The organism is Methanoregula sp. PtaB.Bin085, from assembly GCF_002067035.1.
GTDB lineage: Archaea > Halobacteriota > Methanomicrobia > Methanomicrobiales > Methanospirillaceae > Methanoregula.
Map to the genome: position 1 here is coordinate 111,827 of NZ_MVQB01000027.1, position 20,826 is coordinate 132,652.

The following is a 20,826-nucleotide window of genomic DNA, read 5'->3' on the forward strand; positions in this document are numbered from 1 at the left end:
CGGAGATGTATGGTGTGATGTTCTCATGGAAATAAGGGGAAATCTGAATCGCAGGTATCTGGTATTGATATTCCTGGGCCTGCTCTTTCTTCCGGCTGTCCCGGTCACTGCTGATGATGGAATTCATATTCCTTATATCGGGTTCTGGATGGATCCGAATTCCTGTGAAATCGGACATTTAACTGACTGTAAGATAACTTTCGGAGTATACTATGGTTATTTGGGGATAGAGGGAAGGGATTGGGATATTATCATGACCTGGAATCCCCTGCAGATGAAGATGATTCAGCCCATGCACAACTGCCTGTATAAGGATTCCGGAGACGGTTACGACCTGTGCGGAGGGGCAGATTACGACGGGAGCCGAACAATGACACTTCAGGTAAACAATCCAACCCTTCCGAGAGGAACATTACTCACAACGCATATCTCTGCACAGGGTTCCGAACGTTTTGAAAAAGATGTAAGTGCCGTAGTTGTTCCTGAATTTCCCACTACGCTCATACCGGTAACGCTCATCATCGGATTCCTCGTAACGGTGATGCATGTCAGGAAAACCGGAAAACCATAACTCATTTTTATCCTGGTCCGCCACACCATCCAGATTCCCTACGGGAAAGATCGACCCCTGTCCCGGTTTGTTCGATCTTCTTACTCCATCTCCCCCGCCTTGTTGATGACCATCAGCCGCATCTCGCTCATCTCCCGGATGGCGTACCGCGGACCCTCCCGGCCGAGCCCCGAGCCTTTTGCCCCGCCGTAGGGCATCGCATCGGAGCGGAAGGTCGGGATGTCGTTGACCTGCACGCCGCCGACCTCCATGCCGGCAAACGCCTGCATGGCGCGGTTGATGTTCTGCGTGAAGATGCCGGCCTGCAGGCCGTACTCGCCGGTATCCGCAATGCGGAGCGCTTCGTCGAACGTATCGTACGGTGTAAGGGAGATGACCGGCGCGAAGACCTCCTCGCTGTTCACCCGCATCCCGGGAGTAGTATCGGTGAGAATCGTGGGGGCGAACAGCGTATCCTCGAGAATCCCGCCGAGCAGAACCCTGGCTCCCTGCTGTTTTGCCTCCTGTACCTTGCGGTAAGCCTCCTCTGCCTTCTGCCGGTCGATCATCGGACCGACATCCGTTGCCGGATCGCGGGGATCGCCGACCCGGAGTGCCTGTACCGCGTGAACGATCTTCGCAAGCGCCTCGTCGTATACCGGCCGGTGAATGAGAACGCGCTGGACTGAGATGCAGACCTGCCCGGCATTGATGAACCCGCCGGTCGCTATCCGCTGCGCCGCGTAGTCAAGGTTTGCATCGCTGTGAACGATAACGGCAGCGTTCCCGCCAAGCTCGAGACCCACCCGCTTCCGTCCCGCGATCTCCCGCAGGTGCCAGCCCACAGAGCAGCTGCCGGTGAACGAAAGGTAGGCGATACGGGGATCGCGGGCAAGCTGCTCAGCCCGGGCGCCCGTGCAGGGCACCACGCTGATCGCATCCGGGGGGAGTCCGGCTTCGAGCACTATGTCCCCGAGGACGAGTGCAGAGACAGGTGTCGCGGACGCGGGCTTGAGGATGACGGAGTTCCCCGCGGCGATCGCCGGAGCCAGCTTGTGGCAGGCAAGGTTGAGCGGGAAGTTGAACGGGACGATGCCGGCAACCGGTCCGAGCGGGAAATATCGGATGAAACCTGTCCTCCCTTCCGTGTCCGGGGACAGGTCGAGTGGTATGATCTCCCCGTTGATGCGTTTTGCCTCTTCGGCCGAAAGGCGCACGGTCGTCTCTGCACGGGCGACCTCGCTTATCGCAAACTTCCGGGTCTTGCCGCCCTCCATGACGAGGATGTTGGCAAGTTCCTCCGCCCGTGCATGGATCCCGTCCGCGATCTTCTGCAGGATTGCTGCCCGTGCATGCGACGGCAGCTGCCGTGTTTCTTCAAAACCCCTGTACGCGGCACCGGCCGCCTTTCTGAGCTCCCCGGGTCCCGCAAGGCAGACCTCTGTATACACCTCGCCCGTGTACGGGAACCGTACTTTCTGAGTCTCCTTTGTCTGTTTCTTCACACCACCGATCAGCAGGGGACAGGGTTCAGTCATGGATCTCACGCTAGCACCGGGTCTTGACGCACCTCGGCACCCTGTGCCGGGTGCCGGATGCTTTTTCCCAGTACATCTCCCGGCGGGATCCATAATAACATACTGCCCGGAGCATGGCACGAAAAAAGAGGATTGGGAGGAGTCAATCAGAGTTTTATGAGTTTGACCGGCACCTGGTACACGGTGTCCGTGGAACCGGTCTCTCCGCGGTCATCAGCGCAGAGATAGTACTTGCCCTGGTCCTTGATCTTAAACTCTTTTTGGGTCTGTTTCGTGATATCGGAGAGCCTCAGGACCGTCACGACCCCGTCGTACACCCAGGTTTTCTGGACCATGTCCCAGTGCCGCTCGACTTCGCGGATCCGGAACTCGTTGTTCTTGTCGACAAGGACCACGGTCGGATTGATGGTGCCCGAACCGGCGCTTGACACCTCGAGCCTGAACTGCTGGTCGGGATAGAGGTAGTCCACGCCCATCCGTTCCTGGATATCGATGCAGACCAGCTCGTTGCGGTGGACGTTGATGGTCGTGTCGAGCGCTGCTGAGGATGAGCGGACAGCAGCGGCTGTCGGTGCCGCCTGCTGGACGGTCGCCTGCTGGGCCTGAGTCTGCGGGGCCTGCGTTGCTGCAGCCGGCTGCTGCGGTGTCGTGCACCCGGCCGCAACAGCCAGGAGGAATACAAGCACTGCCATGAGCACAAAATACCCGTGAATCTTCATGATGTTCAATCTATAAGATTCCCATATATTGGTTACGATCGCGATCGCTGCGCCTGCCCCCTCTCCGCCCTCTTCCTGCCCGGTTCCTGCCCGGATTCCAGCAATCCAGGTCCGGCAGCATGCGACACCTGCCCGCTGACCGGCAGTGCCGGGTGGACCAGGGCCAGAGAGAGAAAAACTACTTTGTGTCATGAGGCCAACATTGCTTCACGCACACCAGCTGCGTTCAGAGAGAGAGGGGTTTTGTGAAGGAAGTTGACGCGAACTTCGATCTGAAGGCGATCGAGCGCGAGGTTCAGGCCTGGTGGCACGCCCGCGACACGTACAAAACAGTGAAACAGCATCGCAGCAGGGGAAAGCCGTTCTTTTTCGTTGACGGCCCCCCGTACACCACCGGGCATATCCACCTCGGGACCGCGTGGAACAAGATTCTCAAGGACAGCATCCTGCGGTACCACCGGATGAACGGCCGGCACGTGATCGACCGGGCGGGCTACGATATGCACGGGCTCCCGATCGAGGTGAAGGTCGAGCAGGAACTCGGGTTTGCCTCGAAAAAGGACATCGAGAAGTACGGGATGCAGGAGTTCATCGAGAAGTGCCGCACGTTCGCGACCACCAACAAGAAACTGATGGACGACCAGTTCGGGAAACTCGGCGTCTGGCTGGACTTCCCCGATGCGTACCAGACCGTGAAGCCGGAGTATATCGAGGCCGCGTGGTGGACGCTTGCGAAGGCCGAGGAGAAGGGTATGCTCGAGCGCGGGCATCGCGTGGTGAACTGGTGCCCCCGGTGCGAGACCGCGATCGCGGATGCAGAAGTTGAATACTGGGACGAGAGCGACCCCTCGATCTTCGTCAAGTTCCCCCTCACGAACCACCCCGGCGAGTTCCTCGTCATCTGGACGACCACCCCGTGGACCCTGCCGGCAAACGTTGCCGTTGCCGTTGCAAAGGATTTCGAGTACGCAAAGGTCCGGGCAAAGAAGGACGGGGCCGAGGATATCCTCTGGATCGCCGAGCCGCTCGTCAAGACCGTGCTCAAGAAGGCCCGGTACAAGGACTTCTCGGTCCTTGAGACGAAGAAAGGCGCCGACCTTGTCGGCTGGACCTATGACTCCCCGCTGAAGAAGCAGGTGCCGCTCCAGCGCGACATCGCCCACCGTGTCGTGACCGCCGATTTCGTTGCGCTCGAGAACACCGGTATGGTCCACATCGCGCCCGGCCACGGCTGGGATGATTACGTGCTCGGGACAAAGGAAGGGCTCGCAATCGTCTGCCCGGTCGATGGGGCCGGGAAATTCCGGGACGAGGCCGGGGAATTCGCCGGCCAGTACGTCCGGGACGCGAACGACAACGTCCTCGCTGCGCTCGGTTCCCACCTGCTCGCGCAGGAGAAGGTCACCCACCGCTATGGCCACTGCTGGCGCTGCAAGACCCCGATCATCTTCCGCGCCACCTCGCAGTGGTTCCTCAAGGCCTCGGAGATGCGGGACCTGATGCTCTCGGAAGTTGCCAAGGTCACGTGGTACCCCGAGTGGGCCGGCAGCGCCCGGTTCTACGACTGGATCAAGGAAGCCCGCGACTGGTGCATCTCACGCCAGCGCTACTGGGGCATCCCGATCCCGGTCTGGGTCTGCCAGAAGTGCGACACGTACAGGGTCGTCGGCACGATCCAGCAGCTCGAGGAGCTGAGCAAAAAGCCGCTCGCCGATCCCCACCGCCCGTACGTGGATGAGGTCACGATCCCGTGCGCATGCGGCGGCACCATGAAGCGGGTCGAGGATATCTTCGATGTCTGGTTCGACTCGGCCGTTGCCTCGTGGGCAACGCTCGGGTACCCGGGGAGAACCGCAGAGTTCGACGCCCTCTGGCCGGCCGACTTCATCACCGAGGGGCAGGACCAGACCCGGGGCTGGTTCTACTCGCAGCTCGGCGCAAGCACCATCGCGTTCGGGAAGGCCCCCTACAGGAGCGTATGTATGCACGGCTTCGCGCTCGATGCCGAGGGCAAGAAGATGTCCAAGAGTCTCGGGAACGTTGTCAATCCCTCGGACGTGATCGAGAAAGTCGGGGTCGACGTCCTCCGGCTGTACGTTCTCTCGTCCTCCGCACCGTGGGACGACCTGAAGTTCAACTGGGAAGGCGTCGGGACGATCAACCGTGCCGTGAACATCCTCTGGAACGTGTACCGTTTCCCGCTCCCGTACATGATCCTCGACAAGTTCGAGCCGCAGTCGAAGGACGGGGTCTGGGACGACAGTTACGTCCGGGCGAACCTTGCCCGGATGCCGGACGAGGACCGGTTCATCATCTCCCGAATCAACTCGGTCGCGATGGTCGTGGACGATGCGATGAAGGGATGCCAGCTCCACCGGGCAACCCGTGAACTGGTGAACTTCATCCTCGAGGACCTCTCGCGCTGGTACGTCCAGCTCGTCCGCCCGCGGATGTGGCTCGAGGGCGAGAGCGAGCAGAAGATCTTCGCGTACGAGACGATCTATTACGTGATGCGCCGGCTCACCGGCCTGCTCGCACCGTACTGCCCGCACCTGACCGAGGAGATCTACCGCAACCTCCGGTGCGGGAAGGACCCGGCCAGCATCCATATGCTGGACTGGAACGCCGGCGACTCAGCGCTCGTGAACGCGGAACTCGAGGGCGCAGTCGCCCTGGTCCGCTCGTTCGACGAGGCCGTGCAGAACGCCCGCCAGACCGGCAGGCGCAAGCTCCGCTGGCCGGTTGCGGAGGTCACCGTTGTCACCAATTCCGATGCCGTGAACAACGCAATAGGCCGGCTCAATGCGGTCTGCATGGACCGTGCCAATGCCCGGAAGGTCTCGGTTGTCATGGGCCGGTGGGACCGGGTTGGCTGGCATGCCGAGCCGGTAATGAAGGCGCTCGGCAAGGGCTTCCAGAAGAACTCGTTCAAGGTCAAGGGCCTGATTGAGGCTGCGGACGGGAACGCGATCAAGGCGGCAGTCGATGCCGGCAAAACATACACGCTCGGCAGTGGCAAGGAGACGTTTGAGATCACAGCCGAGCACGTCACCTTCACCGAGAAACTCCCAGCCGATATCTTCTCGGCGCCGATGACCGACGCAACAGTCTACGTGGACGTGGCACTCACGCCCGAACTCGAAGCCGAGGGCTATGCCCGCGAAGTAATCCGGCGGATCCAGGATATGAGGAAGCAACTCGATCTCGCGGTCGAGGACAACATCAATGTCGAGGCGTCCATTGGTGATAAGAAAGTGCTTGCCCTTCTCATGGACAATGCTGTGATCGCGATGATTTCCGATGAAGTCCGGGCGAAATTCTTCGGGTTCTCGAAGGATGGCTCGGCCCCCGATGCTTCGAAGTTCGCGTCCGTCAAGGAGTGGGATGTCGAGGGCGTTGCGATGACGATCGGGATTGGGAAGGCGTGAGAATTTTTTTAAAAGATCCTCACAAGACAATTCTCTTTTTTTAAAAAAATATCGCCCCCCTTGCGCCAGCCCTGCCCCCGTTGGGGGCGGGGGCGCTTGCGATAGTGTTGTATTACCTGTCCGGTTGATGAATCCAAATTATTTTCCCGGTGAGTGAAAACGTCATCGCCCCGGGGCAACCCGGCGAGGGTTCGCACCCGGGCACGTTCGGGTTCTGGTAAAAAACCGGTAATTGAGACCGCCGCGGGGCGCCCTTCGGGGCGGCGGCAGGCATCGTAAAGGGGGTATGGGGGCATCAGCCCCCATCATCGACTATGCGAACCCCCATTTTTTTCTTTCCCCACGTCCAAATACACCACCCCTCCCGTTTCCGGCCCTTGTAACGTTGCTAAATATGACCTCCCCCATTCCTGCCGGAGATCACCTCATTATTCCGGCCCGGGTTCCGCATTTTTGGGAATTATTACCTCCCGGATCCGGGGGTTGAGGGAAAATCGGTACAACCGGGCCCGTAACGGGCTCCGATGTACCAGAATTCTCATGGGGATTTTTCAGATAGTGATATTGACCCCCTCCGACGGTAGTAATGCCAGGTTCCCGGGAGGGGTGCCAGCTCCTGAGGAAGTGACAATCCCCATATCAATTGCGAACCGGGATCCGATTTCAAAATCTCGATCGCGATCGTATTCGTGATGAAAAATTTTCCGGAAAAATCAGCGATCGATTTTCATTTCAGATTCGATCAGCGATTTCCGGATCAAAATCGGATCCTGATTTTCATTTCAAAACCGGATCCTGAATTTTTTTTTCAAATCGCGATCCGATTATTATTTGTAAATTGCGATCATGATCGCGATCAAAAACGTTTCCGGAAAAATCGATCAGCGATTTTTTATAACAAATCCTGGTCTTCCGATTAAAAAAATGGATCATCCGTTTTGTGGAGGGTTGTTTGGTTCTATTTCGGGATGTTGTTTGGGAGGCAGGAACCTCCCTTATTTATGATTGATACGATGCATTTGTCATAGCCTGCCACATAAATATTTTCAATATCACGCCCTTCGTGAACAATTCTCGTAGTGGGTATATATCTTTGAATACACGCTGCAGTCTGTAATCCGGCAGGAGTCGGGTGGACAGACTCGGTGTCATTTACAAAGAGAATCTGCCTGCCCGTGGAATCAAAAATCCTGGTAAATCCCGAAGAACGGTACACCACTCCACCAAGAGGAACAATGCCGGGCTTTTCCTCTTGAGACTCAAAGGGAGTAGTATAGTCAATCTCATAGATTTCAGTAATTTCCTGCGAATCGTTAAAGAGTAATGTTGGTCGTGTGCAGTTTGGATCCGGGAGTTGTTCCGCCGTTCCTGTACATCCGGTGAAAAATAAAAAAACCAGAACAAAAACGCAGCCACCAAAATAAAAATCGAAAACGGATTTCATCAATTCTCTCGATTCCGGTGTTTTTTTTTAATATATATAAATACACAACAATTATCTTTGGGTACAGAGCTTCCCGAGCGTTTCCCTCGCGGTACATATCGTAATTAATAATGGGAGTTCACGCCCCGCCCAGCACCTTCGCGAGAAACGCCTTCCCTTCCGGAGAAGTAAACAGCGGCAAATCCGACTCCGCGACAACAGCGCTCCGCTCCGCGATCACGGTCTCCTTCGTGATCGGGTTGAACCCTTCCTTCTCCGTGAGTTTCTTGTAAACCAAAGTTCCCCGGCGCTGCCACGAGGGGGTCTCCGCGAGGTTGAACCCCCGCACGTGCATCATCTCGTGCAGGTCCTTTGACTGCAGGCCTTTCAGCTTCTCCGCGGCTTTCCGGGGGTCCATTCCCTCCTCGATGAGGGCCTGCTGGCAGTAGGCGTTGATGTGGTTGCGCCACGCCTCCGACTGCCGGTTCGCGAGGTACTCGACAGCCCAGGCCGGGGTTGCGGGGATCACCCGTGCATCGAACGAGATGAGAGTCGTGCCGCCAAGGGCGAGCGTGAAGGAGCTTGCGGCGTACGACGCGGCAACCGAATCGATCTTCTCCACCCGGCCGCTGAACGGGAGCTTCGTGAAGTACAGGCTGATCTCGTCTGAGAACGTGTAGGCAAGGTCGGGGTTGAGGCCGCTCTCGGCAACGAGCGCTGTGCAGGTGGTCACCATGCCCTTGTGGAAGAACTCGTCGAACGGCTTCTCGAGGCCGAGACAGTCGGCGAGGCGGTGGAATGCACGTCCGTCAAGCCGTACAAAAACAGGGGGAATGGTTGTGATATTTGCGAAGATCTCACGGTTTTCCATACGAATACCATGCGGGAGCACAGGAAAAAAACCGGGTGGCTCCCGCCAGTCCTTTCAGCCCGTACCTCACTCTTCCGGTATGCTGCTGCCGCCGGTAAAGGCGCCCGGGAGGTGGCGGATCAGGACGATATCGTCAATCGCGCTGATGATACGGTAGGGGATCTTGAGGCCCTTGTAGTTCTTGAGCTCGAAGAGCTGATCATTGCATTTCCCGACAATGATCGACTCGATCTTCTTCGCGTCCACGTCAATGAGAACATCCTCGACCTCGCCAATGAACATTCCCTTTTCCGTATAGATCTGAAGCCCGAACAAATCCGTAATCTGGGTTTCCATTGTTATCAGAGGAAAGTATATACTTTAGAGTTAAAAAGATAATCCCTTGTTTATGGACGGGTCTTTTCGGATAGGGAGCATTTTTGGCATCCCGATTTACATCCACTACACCTTCATCCTCGTCATCCCGCTCTTTGCGTGGATCATCGGCAGCCAGATTGCGATGACGATAGAGATGCTCCAGGAGATCTACCTCGTTACGATCGATCCTTCGCTGATCACGACCGGCTACATGCCCTACCTCATCGGCGCTGTAGCCTCGTTCGGGCTCTTCTTCGGTGTGCTCGTCCACGAGCTCGCCCACTCGGTGGTTGCCCGGAGGAAAGGGATCGCCATCAACAGTATCACCCTGATGATCTTCGGCGGGGTTGCGAGCATGGAGGAGGGCGTCCCGGACCCGAAGGTCGAGCTCCCGATGGCGCTCGTCGGCCCGGTAACGAGTTTCGTCTTCGGGCTCGTATGCGGCGGACTGGTCTACGTTGTTGCGTCCTCCGTCGCAGACCCGGGCCGGGCCGGTGTCCTGATGTTCCTCTTCGGGTACCTTGGGGTCCTCAACATCATCCTCTGCTTCTTCAACCTGATCCCGGCGTTCCCCATGGATGGCGGACGGGTGCTCCGGGCATGGCTCGCGACCCGGATGCCGCTCCACCAGGCTACCCGGATCGCTGCGGACATCGGCAAGGGATTCGCTATTATCTTCGGGATCGTTGGTCTCTTTGCCTTCTCCCCGTTCCTGATCCTGATTGCTCTCTTCATCTATATCGGGGCGAACATGGAGTCAACGGCCGTCAAGTACACCCACCTGCTCCAGGACGTTACGGTCGGCCAGATGATGTCGAGCCCGGTCACTGCGGTAGCGCCGTCGATGCCGGTCCCGCAGATGATCGACCTCATGTACACCAGCAAGCACCTCGGCTTTCCCGTGGTCGAGCGGGACCGGCTGGTTGGCATGATCACGCTCATCGACGTCAACCGGACCTCCCCCATCGACCGTGACGCCATGCAGGTGCGGGACATCATGACCCGCGATCCCATTGTCCTGCCGCCCACAGCACCGGTCATCGAGGCCCTGAAGATCATGTCGGCTCACGATATCGAGCGGATCCCGATCGTACAGGACGACCGGATTGTCGGGATCGTGACACGGATGGATATCCTGAAGGTGACCGAGCTCCGGCAGATCTGAATGCAAAAACAGCGATGTCCGATTTTCTGTTCCGGAAAAATGGTATTTCAGGCCGGATAATCAGCTGATCTTTGCCCCGCACTGGCTGCAGAACTTCAGGCCCGGCTTGAGGGACGCCCCGCACTGGGGGCAGAAGTGCCGTTCCTTCTTTCCGGCGGCTGCCCCGGCCGCCCCGGAAAATGTGTCCATGCCGGCGTGGAGCGAGGGATCGGTCAGGAACGCCTTCACGTACTCGTGGATCTCGGCGGAAGCAACGGACCGGAGCTCGACCTCGTCCGCATTGTACTCGATGGAAAGGAGGTCGTGGATACCGCTGATGATGCAGGAGAATCCGGCGGCATTGGTCTTTCCGGACGGCTGGGCTTTCCCGGCAGTCAGGGTCAGGTACATCGACGGCAGCAGGTGGCCGCGGGCAAGGAGGAGACTTTCATCGGAGAGCGAAGCCGTTTTTCCCGACAGCGTGACGAGATTCTTTGCGGCAAGCGACCCGAAGAGCGGGGCGACGCCTGTCTCATCGGCAATCCTGACACCGGTGAAGAGATCGGCGAATGCGCTGGAGAGCCACTGGAAGTTGCCCGGGGGAGTCTTCAGCATCCCCGCGATATCCTTTGCCGATATCGCAAGCCGGTCTGCGGCCTTTCCGTCGGCGAATTTCCGGAGCATTTCCTTGCGCTGGAGGTCGACTGCCGCTGCGAAGACCAGTGTCTCGGCCCGGGTCAGCTGTGCCGTAAAGGGACTGGTCCGGTAGACTGAGAAACCTATGGTCTGGCGCACGAGTTCCATCATGGCGTCATTCGGAGCGGGGAACGTGATAATCTGCATACCGCTGTCATTGGTAAGACCGGTAATCTTCCCGCCCGGCCCGAAATACGCGATATACTCGATGACCTTCGAGGAGGTTGTCAGGTAGATGCGGGTGAACGCTTCTGCCTGCGCGAGCATTGTAACTGCCTCCTTCTTGTCGGCAGCAAGGGTGCCCTTTTCATCGCAGATCCCGAGGGCTGCAAGCTGGGCCGTGGCCGCCGCAGTATCCATCTCCTTCCCGTACCTGAACGGGGAGACCGGGCTCAGTGTCGTTCCTGATACCTTTCCCAGTGCTGCCAGAAGTTCCGGTTTTATCGTAAACTGTACCTTGTCTGTCATTCCTGTCTCCACCTACTTCGATATCCCGAAGAATTTCTTGAACGGGTCCCAGAGGCTCGCGCTCTGGACCTGCCCCTGCACCGCGTTCTTCGCCGCGTTCTTCACTGCCTGACCGGTCTGGTTGTGCGTAATGGCATTCCGGAGGTCCTGGACGATATCGCCCGTATCGACCGGTTTCTTCAGCCGGTCCCTGATCGCCGAAAGGCTCATGTCCCCGAGGTCTTCGGCCGGGGACTCAAACTTCCCGAACCCGGGGATCTTCCCGCCAAACTTATCGGTGACCTTGCCGGCGAACACGTCAAGGGCCTTGTCGGTTGCCGCCTCGACAACTCCCTGCTTGAGCCCTGCGGTCAGCCCTTTGCCATCGGCATAACTCTGGCTCATGTTCTTGGTGATCGTCTTGGTTGCTGCGTAGATGTTCTTGATCCTGCCGCCGGCCCCGGGAGAGAGGGTTGATCCGACATCGATGGCGATGTCCGCAGTCTTCTCCACCGTCTCGAGGACGGTCACTGCAGTATCGAGCTTGTTTGCATAGCTGGACCACTCCTCGGCCTCGGCCTGAGAAGCCGCCATTTCCTTAAGGATCTGTTCCTTCCGCGCCTGCTGCTCCGGCGTCAGGATGCGTTTGCCGGTGTTGGGATCAATGCCGGGAGGCACCGGGGGTTTTACAGCCGTGGTGGCGGCAGCGGCCCCGGCGCCGGCGGCTGCTGTCGCACCAGCGGCAGCGGCTGCAATGGTCCTCTCGTTTCGTATGTCATCGACGGCTTCCTTGACATTCTGGATATCGTCCGGGTTGACCGGGAGGCTGTCGGGACCCTGTGCCAGCGTTCCTGCCGGTTCGTCACTACCGGGCGGGAGGCCGTCAGCACCTCCCGGGGTTGTCGTTTGCGCGGGCGGGGTCCCCGTGGTGGACGGAGTTGTCTGCCCGGCCGGCTGCCCTCCCGTCCCGGCCTGGTCCGCTCCTGACGGTGTCTGCGTTGAAGGCGTCTGCCCGGTCTGCCCGGCCGGCTGCCCCCCGGTACCGGCCTGGTCGGCCGGGTTCCCGGGAGTGGACGGGGTGGTTGGCTGCGCGGGCTGGGCTGGTGGCGCGGGTGTCTGGGTCCCGCCGCCGGAGAGGGTCTGGACCACGGTCGGGCCGTTGACGGATGTGGACAGGATCGTGGAGAAGCCGCCGGAGATTACTTCAGCATATCCGCCGGTCCGCAGGCAGTCCTGGGCGTTGAGGACATCCCGGGTGCAGTCATCGGCACGGACAGGCAGGCAGAGGAAATAACAGATGGCGGCTGCGATGATGATGAGAATCCCGTGGGTGGCAGGCACCGGGCGCTGGCCGGAGCCCGGCTGCCCGCCCGTTCCCGCCACGCTGATGACCGGGTTCCGGGTGATGATGTAGGCGCCGAACGTCCCGACGATCATGTTCGTCTGGATCAGGGAATACTGGGTGATATGGAAGATATTGTACAGGATGAAGGCGGTCAGGAACGGGAACGCCATGCCGATCCCGACAAGCAGGAGCTTGTTGACGTCTTTGCGGTACGGCTGGAACCCGAGAAGCGCCACATCGAGGTCTTCCCGGAACCAGATCATGAAGACCGGGATGGCAATCATGAGCACTGGTGTTAAGAAATCAAACCCTTCACGGATCCCCGAGTAGAGCAGCCAGAGGATCGCCGAGGCGATGCCGCCAAGGATAGAGAGCAGGTCCCACCACTTCTGCGGGCGTTTTGCCAGCGGAACCTCCTTTGACATCTTCTTGAACTCTTCGACCGTCATCAGCCGGGACTGGAACTCGACGAAGCTCTTTGGCGTTCCCGTCTGGAAGCCCGGCGCTGGCGGGGATGCGGGCACCCATGCCGAGCCGTTCCACGCAAGCCAGCCCTGGCCCGCGGGATCCGGCTGCCACCACCGGCCCTGGCTATCCGTGACCCTGAGAGCGTTCACGGCGGCAGCATATGCCTCGCCCGTGATCTGGCCGGCTGCGTACTGCGACCTGAGCCGTTCCCGTTCTTTCTCAGCCGTTGTGAAGTCCATGCGTTCTGCTATCCCCCGTTATCCAACGACCTGACCGGCCCGTACCGTGCAGGATTATGAACTATTCACGTAATGATTGTATTTGAGCCTGATCCTCATGAGCCGAAACCGGTATTCTCCTGCCGCATGCCGGCCGGGATCCCGGGCCAGTATGAAAAATAAATTCGACCCCCCCTTTGTCCCGGAACCGGAACTGAACTATCCTTCTGTCGTAAAAATGGCTGTTTTCACAGAAAAATCCGGAGGCCCTGGTGGGGGGGTCGGATTTATTTAATTTGATTCCCGGAGCAGCTGGCCTTCCGGAATAACTGAAACTGAACGATGTGAATCTTTGCGATACCCCGGATCCGGCCGGTCCGGGAAAAATACATCCAACCCCCTCCCACTGTTGTGCGATCAAGGAAAAATCCGGGAACTTCGGTAACCTGCACCGGAATTAAAATGCAAGGAGTGGATCGATTGTGGACGACCCCGCCACCTTCCGGTACGCCTCCATATCCCCAAACGGCCTCTTTGCAACAACCGCCGCCACCTTCTTCTTCCCCACGCCCGGCAGCCAGCGGAGTGCGGTTGCCGGCAGCTCGTTGATCCGGACCGGCACCGGAAGTGCGGTTACCGACCGCATCCCCCAGTCAACAACCACCGCATCGGTCACGGTTCGCACGGGAAGCCGGAGCGGGATGCCGGCAAGGATCGGGTACGACCCCATCTGCCGGCCGAACGAGAGGTCGCCGGACTCCTCGATGATTACATCCTTCAGCACGGTCCCGACAGGGAAGACACGCTGCAGCATCGGGAGGTCGATCCTGCTGCGGACGTACTCCTTGAACTGCTTAAAGCGCCGGTCGTGCTTTCCGAGCGTGTTGTCCGTGTAGGCCTGCGTTCCCGGAAACGGCATCACCTGCCGGATGTTCACGCGGCGGACGGAAAGCCCCGATTTCAGGACCCGGTCGAGGAACTGCTCGTTCAGCTCGTACGTCCGTTCTGTCTCGCCGGCAAGCCCGCAGACGAAGTTGAGACCCGGCAGGAGCTCGGGCACGTTGTCACGCCGCATCCCGCCCTCCTCGTTCACGATCTGCACCGCACGGAACACCTCGTCCGCACCTGCCTTGAGGTTGTTTGCCGTGACAACGGCCGGGTCCGCGGTCTCCATTCCGAACGCCGCTACGTCGCCGGGCGTGTGGTGCCGGATGATCGCCCGCAGCGCCTCGCGGGCTTTCTCCTCGTGGCGGGCGATGGTGGCCGGATTTGTGTTGTCAATATGAAGCGTCTTCAGGTCCGGGGCAGCGGTGCGGATAGCGGCAAAGAGCGCGTCGATCTTCTCCGGTTCCGGCGCCGGATACTCGCCGCTCCCTGCCCCGTAGGCAAGGATGTCCGGCTGCCGGCCCACGCGGAAGTGCCGGGCGCCGTGGGTATGGAGTGCGGCAACCTCATCCGCGATCGCGGGAATGCTGCGGTACCGCGGCATGCCATAGAACGGCTCCGTGCAGAACGAGCAGCCGCCGGCCGCCCCGTGGGAGCAGCCCCGGGCGGTCTCGAGCTCGCACATCACGTACGGAAAGGACGGGTGCTGGTTAATGATACTGCTTCCCGTAATGCTCCATGGGTCCGTGCGGGCATAATCCAGCAGACCCGACGGTCCGTTCCCCATAAGGTAATTGTCGAGGGAAACAGCCGGTTCTCCCTCCAGCAGGGCATCGAACCCGCTGATAACCTGCCGGATGGCCTTCTCACCCCCTTCCCCCGCGTACCCGAACCCGATCGGGCCGCCGATCAGTTTCTTCGGGCCATGGACCATGTGCCCGACCTGCTGGATTTCCGTGAGCGTGGCGGGCGTACCGCCGAGGTACTTCCCCGGCACCGTGACCCCCGCGATCATCACCAGCAGGCCCGCGTTGTTCAGGTCAGCGGTCTGCAGCGGGTCCTTCCGGAGCTGGTCGATGGTCAGGTACCGGACCGTGTATCCGTTCGCAAGGAGGGCACCGGCAACGGTCCGTATGTAGGGGGAGATGTACGGCGGCACGCCAAGGCAGGCCGGCTCGTCCACGTACCCGTCGAGGATGAACGCCGTGCCGCTCATGCCGTGATCCCGATCAGGGCCAGGAGTTTCCTCGCCCAGAAAAGTTTCCCGCGCTTCATCGGGTCCACATTCTTGTCGTCGAGATTGAATCCCGCAAGCGTGATGGAGGACGCCCCGAGTTCGTCCGCGGCGAAGGCTGCCCGGTCCCCGTCCGTGAACCCCCCGAAGTTGTAGACCCGCGGGAGGGGTGTGGCCTGCGTGGTTCCCACGACGTTTCCTTTGAACCGGGGGACCCAGTGCTTCAGGAGCGGCATGTTGTCCCCGTGGGCGTGGATGACGATGATGGTCCCTTCGTTGTTCAGCTCGATGAACCGGTCGGTTGCCCCGTCAAGGTCCGTGAAGATCGCGTCCGGGCAGATGCCGTTTTTGTCAAGCACCTCGGCAGCAGCATCGGCGGCAAAGACAACACCGGTTATCTTCCCGATCTCGTCTTTGAGGCACGGGGCGTTCCCGCAGACCGTTACCGGGTTGCCGTCGACCAGCGAGGCGAGGGAGAGGAGGTTATCGCGGTCGAGCAGGGTGGAGAGGAGGCGGCCAGCTTCCTCGTCGGCTGCCCGGTCGAACCCGAAGTACTCGACGATCTCGGAATAGTACGGTTCCCAGTCAGCGAATTTCATGCAGGTCCCTCTGTGCATGAAGATAGCTTTGGGCCGCGGAACTGCCGGTTACGGACTGCCATTCTTCTTCCCTTCGTTCTCGAGCCCGACAAGATCGCGGAACTTCCTGAGCACCGGCTCGATGACGATCTCCAGCAGCCGGGCCTTGTCCTCCACCTTCCCGAAGTAGTGGAGCGGGAGGGTGGCTGCCGCCATGTTCGGGTGGCCGCCGGCATCCCCCATCTCCCCGAACGCTTCCGAAAGGGCGTTGCCGATGTGGAGCCGGACATCGCGGTTCCGGGCCGAGATCACGATGGCGGTGTCGGTGATACCGTACACGAGCGCCGTGTTCACGCCCTCGAGCGTGATGAGGATGTCGGCTGCCTGCGGCAGGGCATCGCGGTTCATCACGTACCCCACGTTCGCAAACAGGTACCCGCTCTGGATCCGCCGCTTCGTGATGGCAGTACCGATCACGTCCAGCGTCTCCTGCGACATCGACGGGGACATGATCTTGTCCAGGAGGCCGGCATCGGTCAGCGGGAGCAGGAACCCCGCATAGCCGAGATCCTGCGGCGTAACGTTGCGACGGAACTCCCGCGTGTCCGTCCGGATCCCGTAGAGGAGGGCAGTCGCTACCCGTTTATCCACCGGCACATCGAGCTCCTGCAGGTACTGGGTCAGGATGCTCGCTGTCGAACCTGCTCCCGGGCGGATATCGGAAAAACTCCCTCCGGCCGCCGGGTGTTTTCCGTCCCGGTGGTGGTCGATGACAATGTCGATCCGTGTCTGCGGCGGGACATCGTTGTTCGAGCCGGGGCCCGGGCAGTCAACCATCGCCAGGTGGCTGCACTGTGAGAGAGCCTCGGGCGTGAGGTGTTCCATCTTGATGTCCAGCAGGTTCACGAACGTCCGGTTCTCCTGGTGGCCGATAGTCCCATCGTAAAAGATCCGGGTGGCAAGCGTTTTCGGGTTCGCGGCCCGTGCGATCTCCGCAAGCGCCACGGCCGACGCAATCGCGTCCGGGTCGGGGTTGTTATGGGTGATGATCCCCAGCGTTCCCTCCCATCCGGCAAGCAGCGAGAAGAGGCGCTGGGAGATCCGGCTCGCGTGCTGCTTCTTCACCTGCAGGACAGCCTGCCGTGCCACCACTTCCTGAGGGTAGATGACGGAATCGGCGCCGGCCGCGGTCAGTTTCTGGCCGTTTACCGGATCGACGGATCGTGCCACCACCTGCACTGATGGGAGGCGCTTTTTGATCGTAAGGACTGCCGCAAGGTTCGCGTCTCCATCGCCGGTCATGACGAACGCGATGTCGAACTGCGGGAGGCCGGCAAGCATGTCGGATGAGGTGATGTCGCGCTGGTACGCCTCGAACTTCTGGTCGCGGAGGTGGCGGACGCGGGTCTCGTCCCGGTCGGCAACGATCACGCGCTCGTGCTCCCTGGCAAGCTCGAGGATGATGTTGTACCCGTTCGTCCCGCACCCGAAAATCGCATATTTTACCGGTCCCGGTCCGATCGGGGCTTCCTGCGCCATGTACTGATGATGTTGCCTTCCGGATAATTAAGGAATTCCTCCCGGTACTGCACGGGAACTGCCCTCGCGTTTTTCGGATACGGACCCGGGAACCCGGGGGATTTTCGTAGTGTTTTTCCGCAACCTTTATTCGGCATCATCGACCACACTATAAGGCCTAACACAGCGGGTCTGTAGCTTAGTTCGGCATAGCGGCGGACTCTTAATCCGCAGGTCAAGGGTTCAAATCCCTTCAGGCCCGTTTACAGCGATTCGTTTCCTTTTCTGATGTTGCGAATTATCCTGTCGCTCCTGTTGTGCCGGCTTTTCCCCTGCCTGGTTCATGGGACTGGGACCATACCGGTGGCGGATGATCATCAGGTTCTCTGATGTCCCGTCCCGGTACTTTATAAATTCCGCATGCAAACACGGTTTTCAGGACAACACTCCCCGTAACCCGGACGGTCAGCCATGAAAGTGTCTCTGGTTTCCCTGCTGCGTTCAAATCCCTCTGCAGTACCATTCCTGGTTGCACTGACCCTCGCCATCTCCTTTGCAGCCAACTTCTGGGGGCTCCTTTACGGGATATCGATCGTGATCCCGCACCTCTTCTATGTTCCGATCATCATTGCGGCATTCTTCTATCCGCGGCGCGGTACCGTCTTCGCCCTTGTGGTATCCGCCGCCTATTTCCTGATGGTGATCCTCGTCCGGCCCGGGGCGACAGCTGATATTGTGTCGGCAGCGGCACGCTGTGTCATCTTCGTTTTCATCGCCCTCATCATCTCCTTTCTCTCCGAACGGGTCGCAGCAAGGGAACAGGCGCTGGTCCGGGCACAACAGGAATGGGAGAACACCTTCAACGGGGTTCCCGACCTGATAGCCATCATAGGAACAGACCACCGGATCCTCCGCGTCAACAAGGCCATGGCAGACAGCCTCGGGATGAACCCCGGGGAGGCTGCCGGCAGGTTGTGCTATGAGACGGTCCATGCCTCAGGAACGATTCCCGGTAACTGCCCCCACGCGCTGCTCCTCAAAGACGGAAAAGAGCATGCAGCGGAGATCCATGAAGAAAAACTCGGCGGGGACTTCCTTGTCACCGTCTCGCCCCTGCATGACGAGAACGGGAACCTTATCGGCAGTATCCATGTCGCACGGGATATCACGGAGCGCAAGCAGGTGGAGATCGAACTCCTCCTGCATTCCGAGATCCTGCAGAACATGGCAGAAGGGGTGGCGCTCATCCGCGCTTCCGACGGCAGGATCGTTTTTACCAACACGCGGTTCAGCCAGCTCTTCGGCTACCCCGAAGGGGAACTGATCGGGCAGCCGGTATCGGTGCTCAATGCTCCCGACGGGAGAACTCCGGAAGCGATTGCAGAGGAGATCGAAGAAAAACTTGACAAGTACAGTATCTGGGCCGGGGAGATCAGGAACCGGAAGAAAGACGGGGAGCTGTTCTATTGCCATGCCATCGTCTCGACATACATTCACCCGGTCTATGGAAAGGTCTGGATCACGGTGCACGAAGATATCACGGAGCAGAAGAGGATACAGGCGGCCCTTGCCGGGACCGAGCAGCGCTACCGGCAGCTGTACGAAGGGATGCGCGATGCCTTCGCCAGTGTCGATCTTGACGGCAGGATCACCAACTTCAACACGGCATTCGAGAGGCTGATCGGGTATACCCATGACGAGATTTTCAGGCTCTCCTACCAGGACCTGACACCGGAACGGTGGCAGGCTGCCGAAGCAGAGATCCTCCGGACGCAGGTGATGACAAGGGGATATTCGGATATTTACGAAAAAGAGTACCGGCGCAGGGACGGGACTATCGTTCCCGTGGAGCTCCGGACGGCCCTCATCACGGGAGACGATAAAAGCCCGCAGGGAATGTGGGCGATCATCCGGGACATCACCCCGAGAAAAGAGGCCGAGCGGGCGCTCCAGGAGAGCGAAGAGAAGTACCGCACCATTATCAACGAAATCCAGGATATCTTTTACCGGACCGATACGGAAGGCAGGATCACGATGCTTTCCCCGTCAGCGGCAAAACTTGCGGGATACGATTCGCTGGACCAGCTTATCGGGAAGCCGGTCTCCATGGTGTATGCAAATCCTGCTGACCGGGAAAAGCTGATTGCAGCCCTGCAGGAGAGCGGCGCGGTCTATGCGTTCCCGCTGGATCTCAGGGTCAGCGACGGCTCGATCCGGCACGTCACCGTGAGCAGTCATTTCTTCCGTGACGCCAAGGGAACAATCCTTGGCGTCGAAGGAGTGATCCATGACATCACGCCCCTGCGGCAGGCCGAGGACGCCCTGCGCGAGAGCGAGGAGCGGTACCGGACCATCATCGAGACGATCGAGGACGTCTATTTCCGTTTCGACGGGGAGAGCCGGCTTGTCATGGTCAGCCCTTCAGCCGGCCCGATGTTCGGGTATGATTCCGCAAAAGAGATGATCGGGCTGCATGCCGCAGATATCTGGAGCGATCCGGCTGCACGGATACAGATGATCGAAACCATGCGAAAACAGGGCGGTTTTGTCCGGGACTGGGAGGCGGAGCTGAAGAAAAAGGACGGGTCCGTTTTCTGGGCATCGATCAGCGGCCACATGCACCATGACAGGGACGGCAGGTATCTCGGGAAGGAAGGGATCATCAGGGACATTACGGAACGGAAGAAGATGGAGGATGCCCTGAAAACCGCCCTCACCAAGCTGAACATGCTCTCCTCCATCACCCGCCACGATATCCTGAACCAGATCATGGGCCTGCGCACGTTCCTTGAACTGTCCCGCGAGGATCTCAAAGGAACGAAATTCGAAGATTATCTCCAGAAGGGCGACCTGGCTGCCGGGGCTATCCAGCGGCAGATCGAGTTCACGAAATTCTACCAGGATATCGGGGTGAATGCCCCGAAATGGCAGAACGCGGCAGAGGTCATCCGCGAGGCGGCCGGCCAGCTCAGCATTCCCGCGTCCATCGGCCTGAAGATAGAGGTCGGCGACGTGGAGGTCTTTGCCGATCCCCTGATCGTGAAAGTATTCTTCAACCTCATGGAGAATTCCCTCCGGCACGGGGAGCGGGTGACGCAGATGTCCTTTACATCTCGGGCGTCGGCAGAAGGGCTTGTCATCACGTACCGGGACAACGGCACCGGGATCTCCGCAGAGGACAAGAAGATGCTCTTCCGGAAAGGGTTCGGCAAGCATACCGGCCTAGGCCTCTTCCTCTCCCGGGAGATCCTCGCGATCACCGGCATTACCATCACCGAGAACGGTGAGCCGGGAAAGGGCGTTCAGTTCGAGATGACGGTCCCGCACGGGGCGTTCCGGTCCATCCCGTGAGCCGGACCCGGAATTTCCGGGGACGCGGCCGGATCCGGTAATTTTGACAATATATT

General features: G+C 59.5%; 14 protein-coding genes and 1 tRNA gene. 5 read left to right on the forward strand and 10 right to left on the reverse strand.

Going from position 1 to position 20,826, the window contains the following annotated elements:
- Positions 1-25 precede the first annotated feature (25 nt).
- Positions 26-571, forward strand: a complete 546-nt coding sequence (locus tag A4E33_RS05705; RefSeq protein WP_292346726.1) for a hypothetical protein — start codon at positions 26-28, stop codon at positions 569-571.
- An 80-nt stretch (positions 572-651) separates the two neighbouring features.
- Here A4E33_RS05705 and A4E33_RS05710 read toward each other — a convergent pair whose 3' ends face one another.
- The gene (locus tag A4E33_RS05710) at positions 652-2,088 is read right to left on the reverse strand and encodes an aldehyde dehydrogenase family protein (RefSeq protein WP_292346727.1); all 1,437 of its coding nucleotides are present in this window, start codon (positions 2,086-2,088) and stop codon (positions 652-654) included.
- Between the two features lie 146 nt (positions 2,089-2,234).
- Positions 2,235-2,807 (reverse strand): hypothetical protein, encoded by a 573-nt coding sequence (locus tag A4E33_RS05715; protein WP_292346728.1) that lies wholly within the window; start codon positions 2,805-2,807, stop codon positions 2,235-2,237.
- Between the two features lie 245 nt (positions 2,808-3,052).
- Here A4E33_RS05715 and ileS point away from each other — a divergent pair, with 245 nt between their 5' ends.
- On the forward strand, positions 3,053-6,235 hold the full coding sequence (gene ileS, locus A4E33_RS05720; RefSeq protein WP_292346729.1) for an isoleucine--tRNA ligase: 3,183 nt from the start codon (positions 3,053-3,055) through the stop codon (positions 6,233-6,235).
- A gap of 958 nt (positions 6,236-7,193) precedes the next feature.
- On the opposite strand, the gene A4E33_RS05725 is transcribed toward ileS, so the two are convergent.
- The 3 genes from A4E33_RS05725 to A4E33_RS05735 all read right to left on the reverse strand — a co-directional run bounded on the left by A4E33_RS05725 (position 7,194) and on the right by A4E33_RS05735 (position 8,865).
- Complete coding sequence (locus A4E33_RS05725; RefSeq protein WP_292346730.1) at positions 7,194-7,679, reverse strand: hypothetical protein; 486 nt, start codon at positions 7,677-7,679, stop codon at positions 7,194-7,196.
- Between the two features lie 118 nt (positions 7,680-7,797).
- Complete coding sequence (locus A4E33_RS05730) at positions 7,798-8,529, reverse strand: tRNA(His) guanylyltransferase Thg1 family protein (RefSeq protein ID WP_292346731.1); 732 nt, start codon at positions 8,527-8,529, stop codon at positions 7,798-7,800.
- Between the two features lie 66 nt (positions 8,530-8,595).
- The gene (locus A4E33_RS05735; protein ID WP_292346732.1) at positions 8,596-8,865 is read right to left on the reverse strand and encodes a PRC-barrel domain-containing protein; all 270 of its coding nucleotides are present in this window, start codon (positions 8,863-8,865) and stop codon (positions 8,596-8,598) included.
- 52 nt (positions 8,866-8,917) lie between these two features.
- On the opposite strand from A4E33_RS05735, the gene A4E33_RS05740 reads away from it, so the two are divergent.
- A complete protein-coding gene (locus A4E33_RS05740) occupies positions 8,918-10,051 on the forward strand; it encodes a CBS domain-containing protein (RefSeq protein ID WP_292346733.1) in 1,134 nt (377 codons plus the stop codon).
- Between the two features lie 60 nt (positions 10,052-10,111).
- On the opposite strand, the gene A4E33_RS05745 is transcribed toward A4E33_RS05740, so the two are convergent.
- From A4E33_RS05745 to A4E33_RS05765, 5 genes are all read right to left on the reverse strand, one after another.
- Positions 10,112-11,194, reverse strand: a complete 1,083-nt coding sequence (locus tag A4E33_RS05745) for a zinc ribbon domain-containing protein (RefSeq protein ID WP_292346734.1) — start codon at positions 11,192-11,194, stop codon at positions 10,112-10,114.
- 12 nt (positions 11,195-11,206) lie between these two features.
- A complete protein-coding gene (locus A4E33_RS05750) occupies positions 11,207-13,225 on the reverse strand; it encodes a hypothetical protein (protein WP_292346735.1) in 2,019 nt (672 codons plus the stop codon).
- A gap of 436 nt (positions 13,226-13,661) precedes the next feature.
- Positions 13,662-15,305, reverse strand: coding sequence for a radical SAM protein (locus A4E33_RS05755; protein ID WP_292346736.1), 1,644 nt, complete (start codon positions 15,303-15,305; stop codon positions 13,662-13,664).
- Complete coding sequence (locus A4E33_RS05760; protein WP_292346737.1) at positions 15,302-15,922, reverse strand: 6-hydroxymethylpterin diphosphokinase MptE-like protein; 621 nt, start codon at positions 15,920-15,922, stop codon at positions 15,302-15,304. Before A4E33_RS05760 ends, A4E33_RS05755 begins: the two co-directional genes overlap by 4 nt.
- A 48-nt stretch (positions 15,923-15,970) precedes the next feature.
- A complete protein-coding gene (locus A4E33_RS05765) occupies positions 15,971-17,440 on the reverse strand; it encodes a DHH family phosphoesterase (protein WP_292346738.1) in 1,470 nt (489 codons plus the stop codon).
- Positions 17,441-17,607: 167 nt separating this feature from the next.
- On the opposite strand from A4E33_RS05765, the gene A4E33_RS05770 reads away from it, so the two are divergent.
- A tRNA-Lys gene (locus tag A4E33_RS05770) sits at positions 17,608-17,681 on the forward strand.
- Between the two features lie 209 nt (positions 17,682-17,890).
- Positions 17,891-20,770, forward strand: coding sequence for a PAS domain S-box protein (locus A4E33_RS05775; protein WP_292346739.1), 2,880 nt, complete (start codon positions 17,891-17,893; stop codon positions 20,768-20,770).
- Positions 20,771-20,826: the final 56 nt, after the last annotated feature.

Excerpts from the sequence above, each read along its gene's own strand:
- A4E33_RS05710 (WP_292346727.1), bottom strand. The coding sequence starts at position 2,088 with ATGACTGAACCCTGTCCCCTGCTGATCGGTGGTGTGAAGAAACAGACA.
- A4E33_RS05745 (WP_292346734.1), bottom strand. The coding sequence starts at position 11,194 with ATGACAGACAAGGTACAGTTTACGATAAAACCGGAACTTCTGGCAGCA.
- A4E33_RS05760 (WP_292346737.1), bottom strand. The coding sequence starts at position 15,922 with ATGAAATTCGCTGACTGGGAACCGTACTATTCCGAGATCGTCGAGTAC.
- A4E33_RS05765 (WP_292346738.1), bottom strand. The coding sequence starts at position 17,440 with ATGGCGCAGGAAGCCCCGATCGGACCGGGACCGGTAAAATATGCGATT.
- A4E33_RS05725 (WP_292346730.1), bottom strand. The coding sequence starts at position 7,679 with ATGAAATCCGTTTTCGATTTTTATTTTGGTGGCTGCGTTTTTGTTCTG.
- A4E33_RS05705 (WP_292346726.1), top strand. The coding sequence starts at position 26 with ATGGAAATAAGGGGAAATCTGAATCGCAGGTATCTGGTATTGATATTC.
- A4E33_RS05775 (WP_292346739.1), top strand. The coding sequence starts at position 17,891 with ATGAAAGTGTCTCTGGTTTCCCTGCTGCGTTCAAATCCCTCTGCAGTA.
- A4E33_RS05715 (WP_292346728.1), bottom strand. The coding sequence starts at position 2,807 with ATGAAGATTCACGGGTATTTTGTGCTCATGGCAGTGCTTGTATTCCTC.
- A4E33_RS05750 (WP_292346735.1), bottom strand. The coding sequence starts at position 13,225 with ATGGACTTCACAACGGCTGAGAAAGAACGGGAACGGCTCAGGTCGCAG.
- A4E33_RS05755 (WP_292346736.1), bottom strand. The coding sequence starts at position 15,305 with ATGAGCGGCACGGCGTTCATCCTCGACGGGTACGTGGACGAGCCGGCC.
- A4E33_RS05740 (WP_292346733.1), top strand. The coding sequence starts at position 8,918 with ATGGACGGGTCTTTTCGGATAGGGAGCATTTTTGGCATCCCGATTTAC.
- A4E33_RS05730 (WP_292346731.1), bottom strand. The coding sequence starts at position 8,529 with ATGGAAAACCGTGAGATCTTCGCAAATATCACAACCATTCCCCCTGTT.
- A4E33_RS05735 (WP_292346732.1), bottom strand. The coding sequence starts at position 8,865 with ATGGAAACCCAGATTACGGATTTGTTCGGGCTTCAGATCTATACGGAA.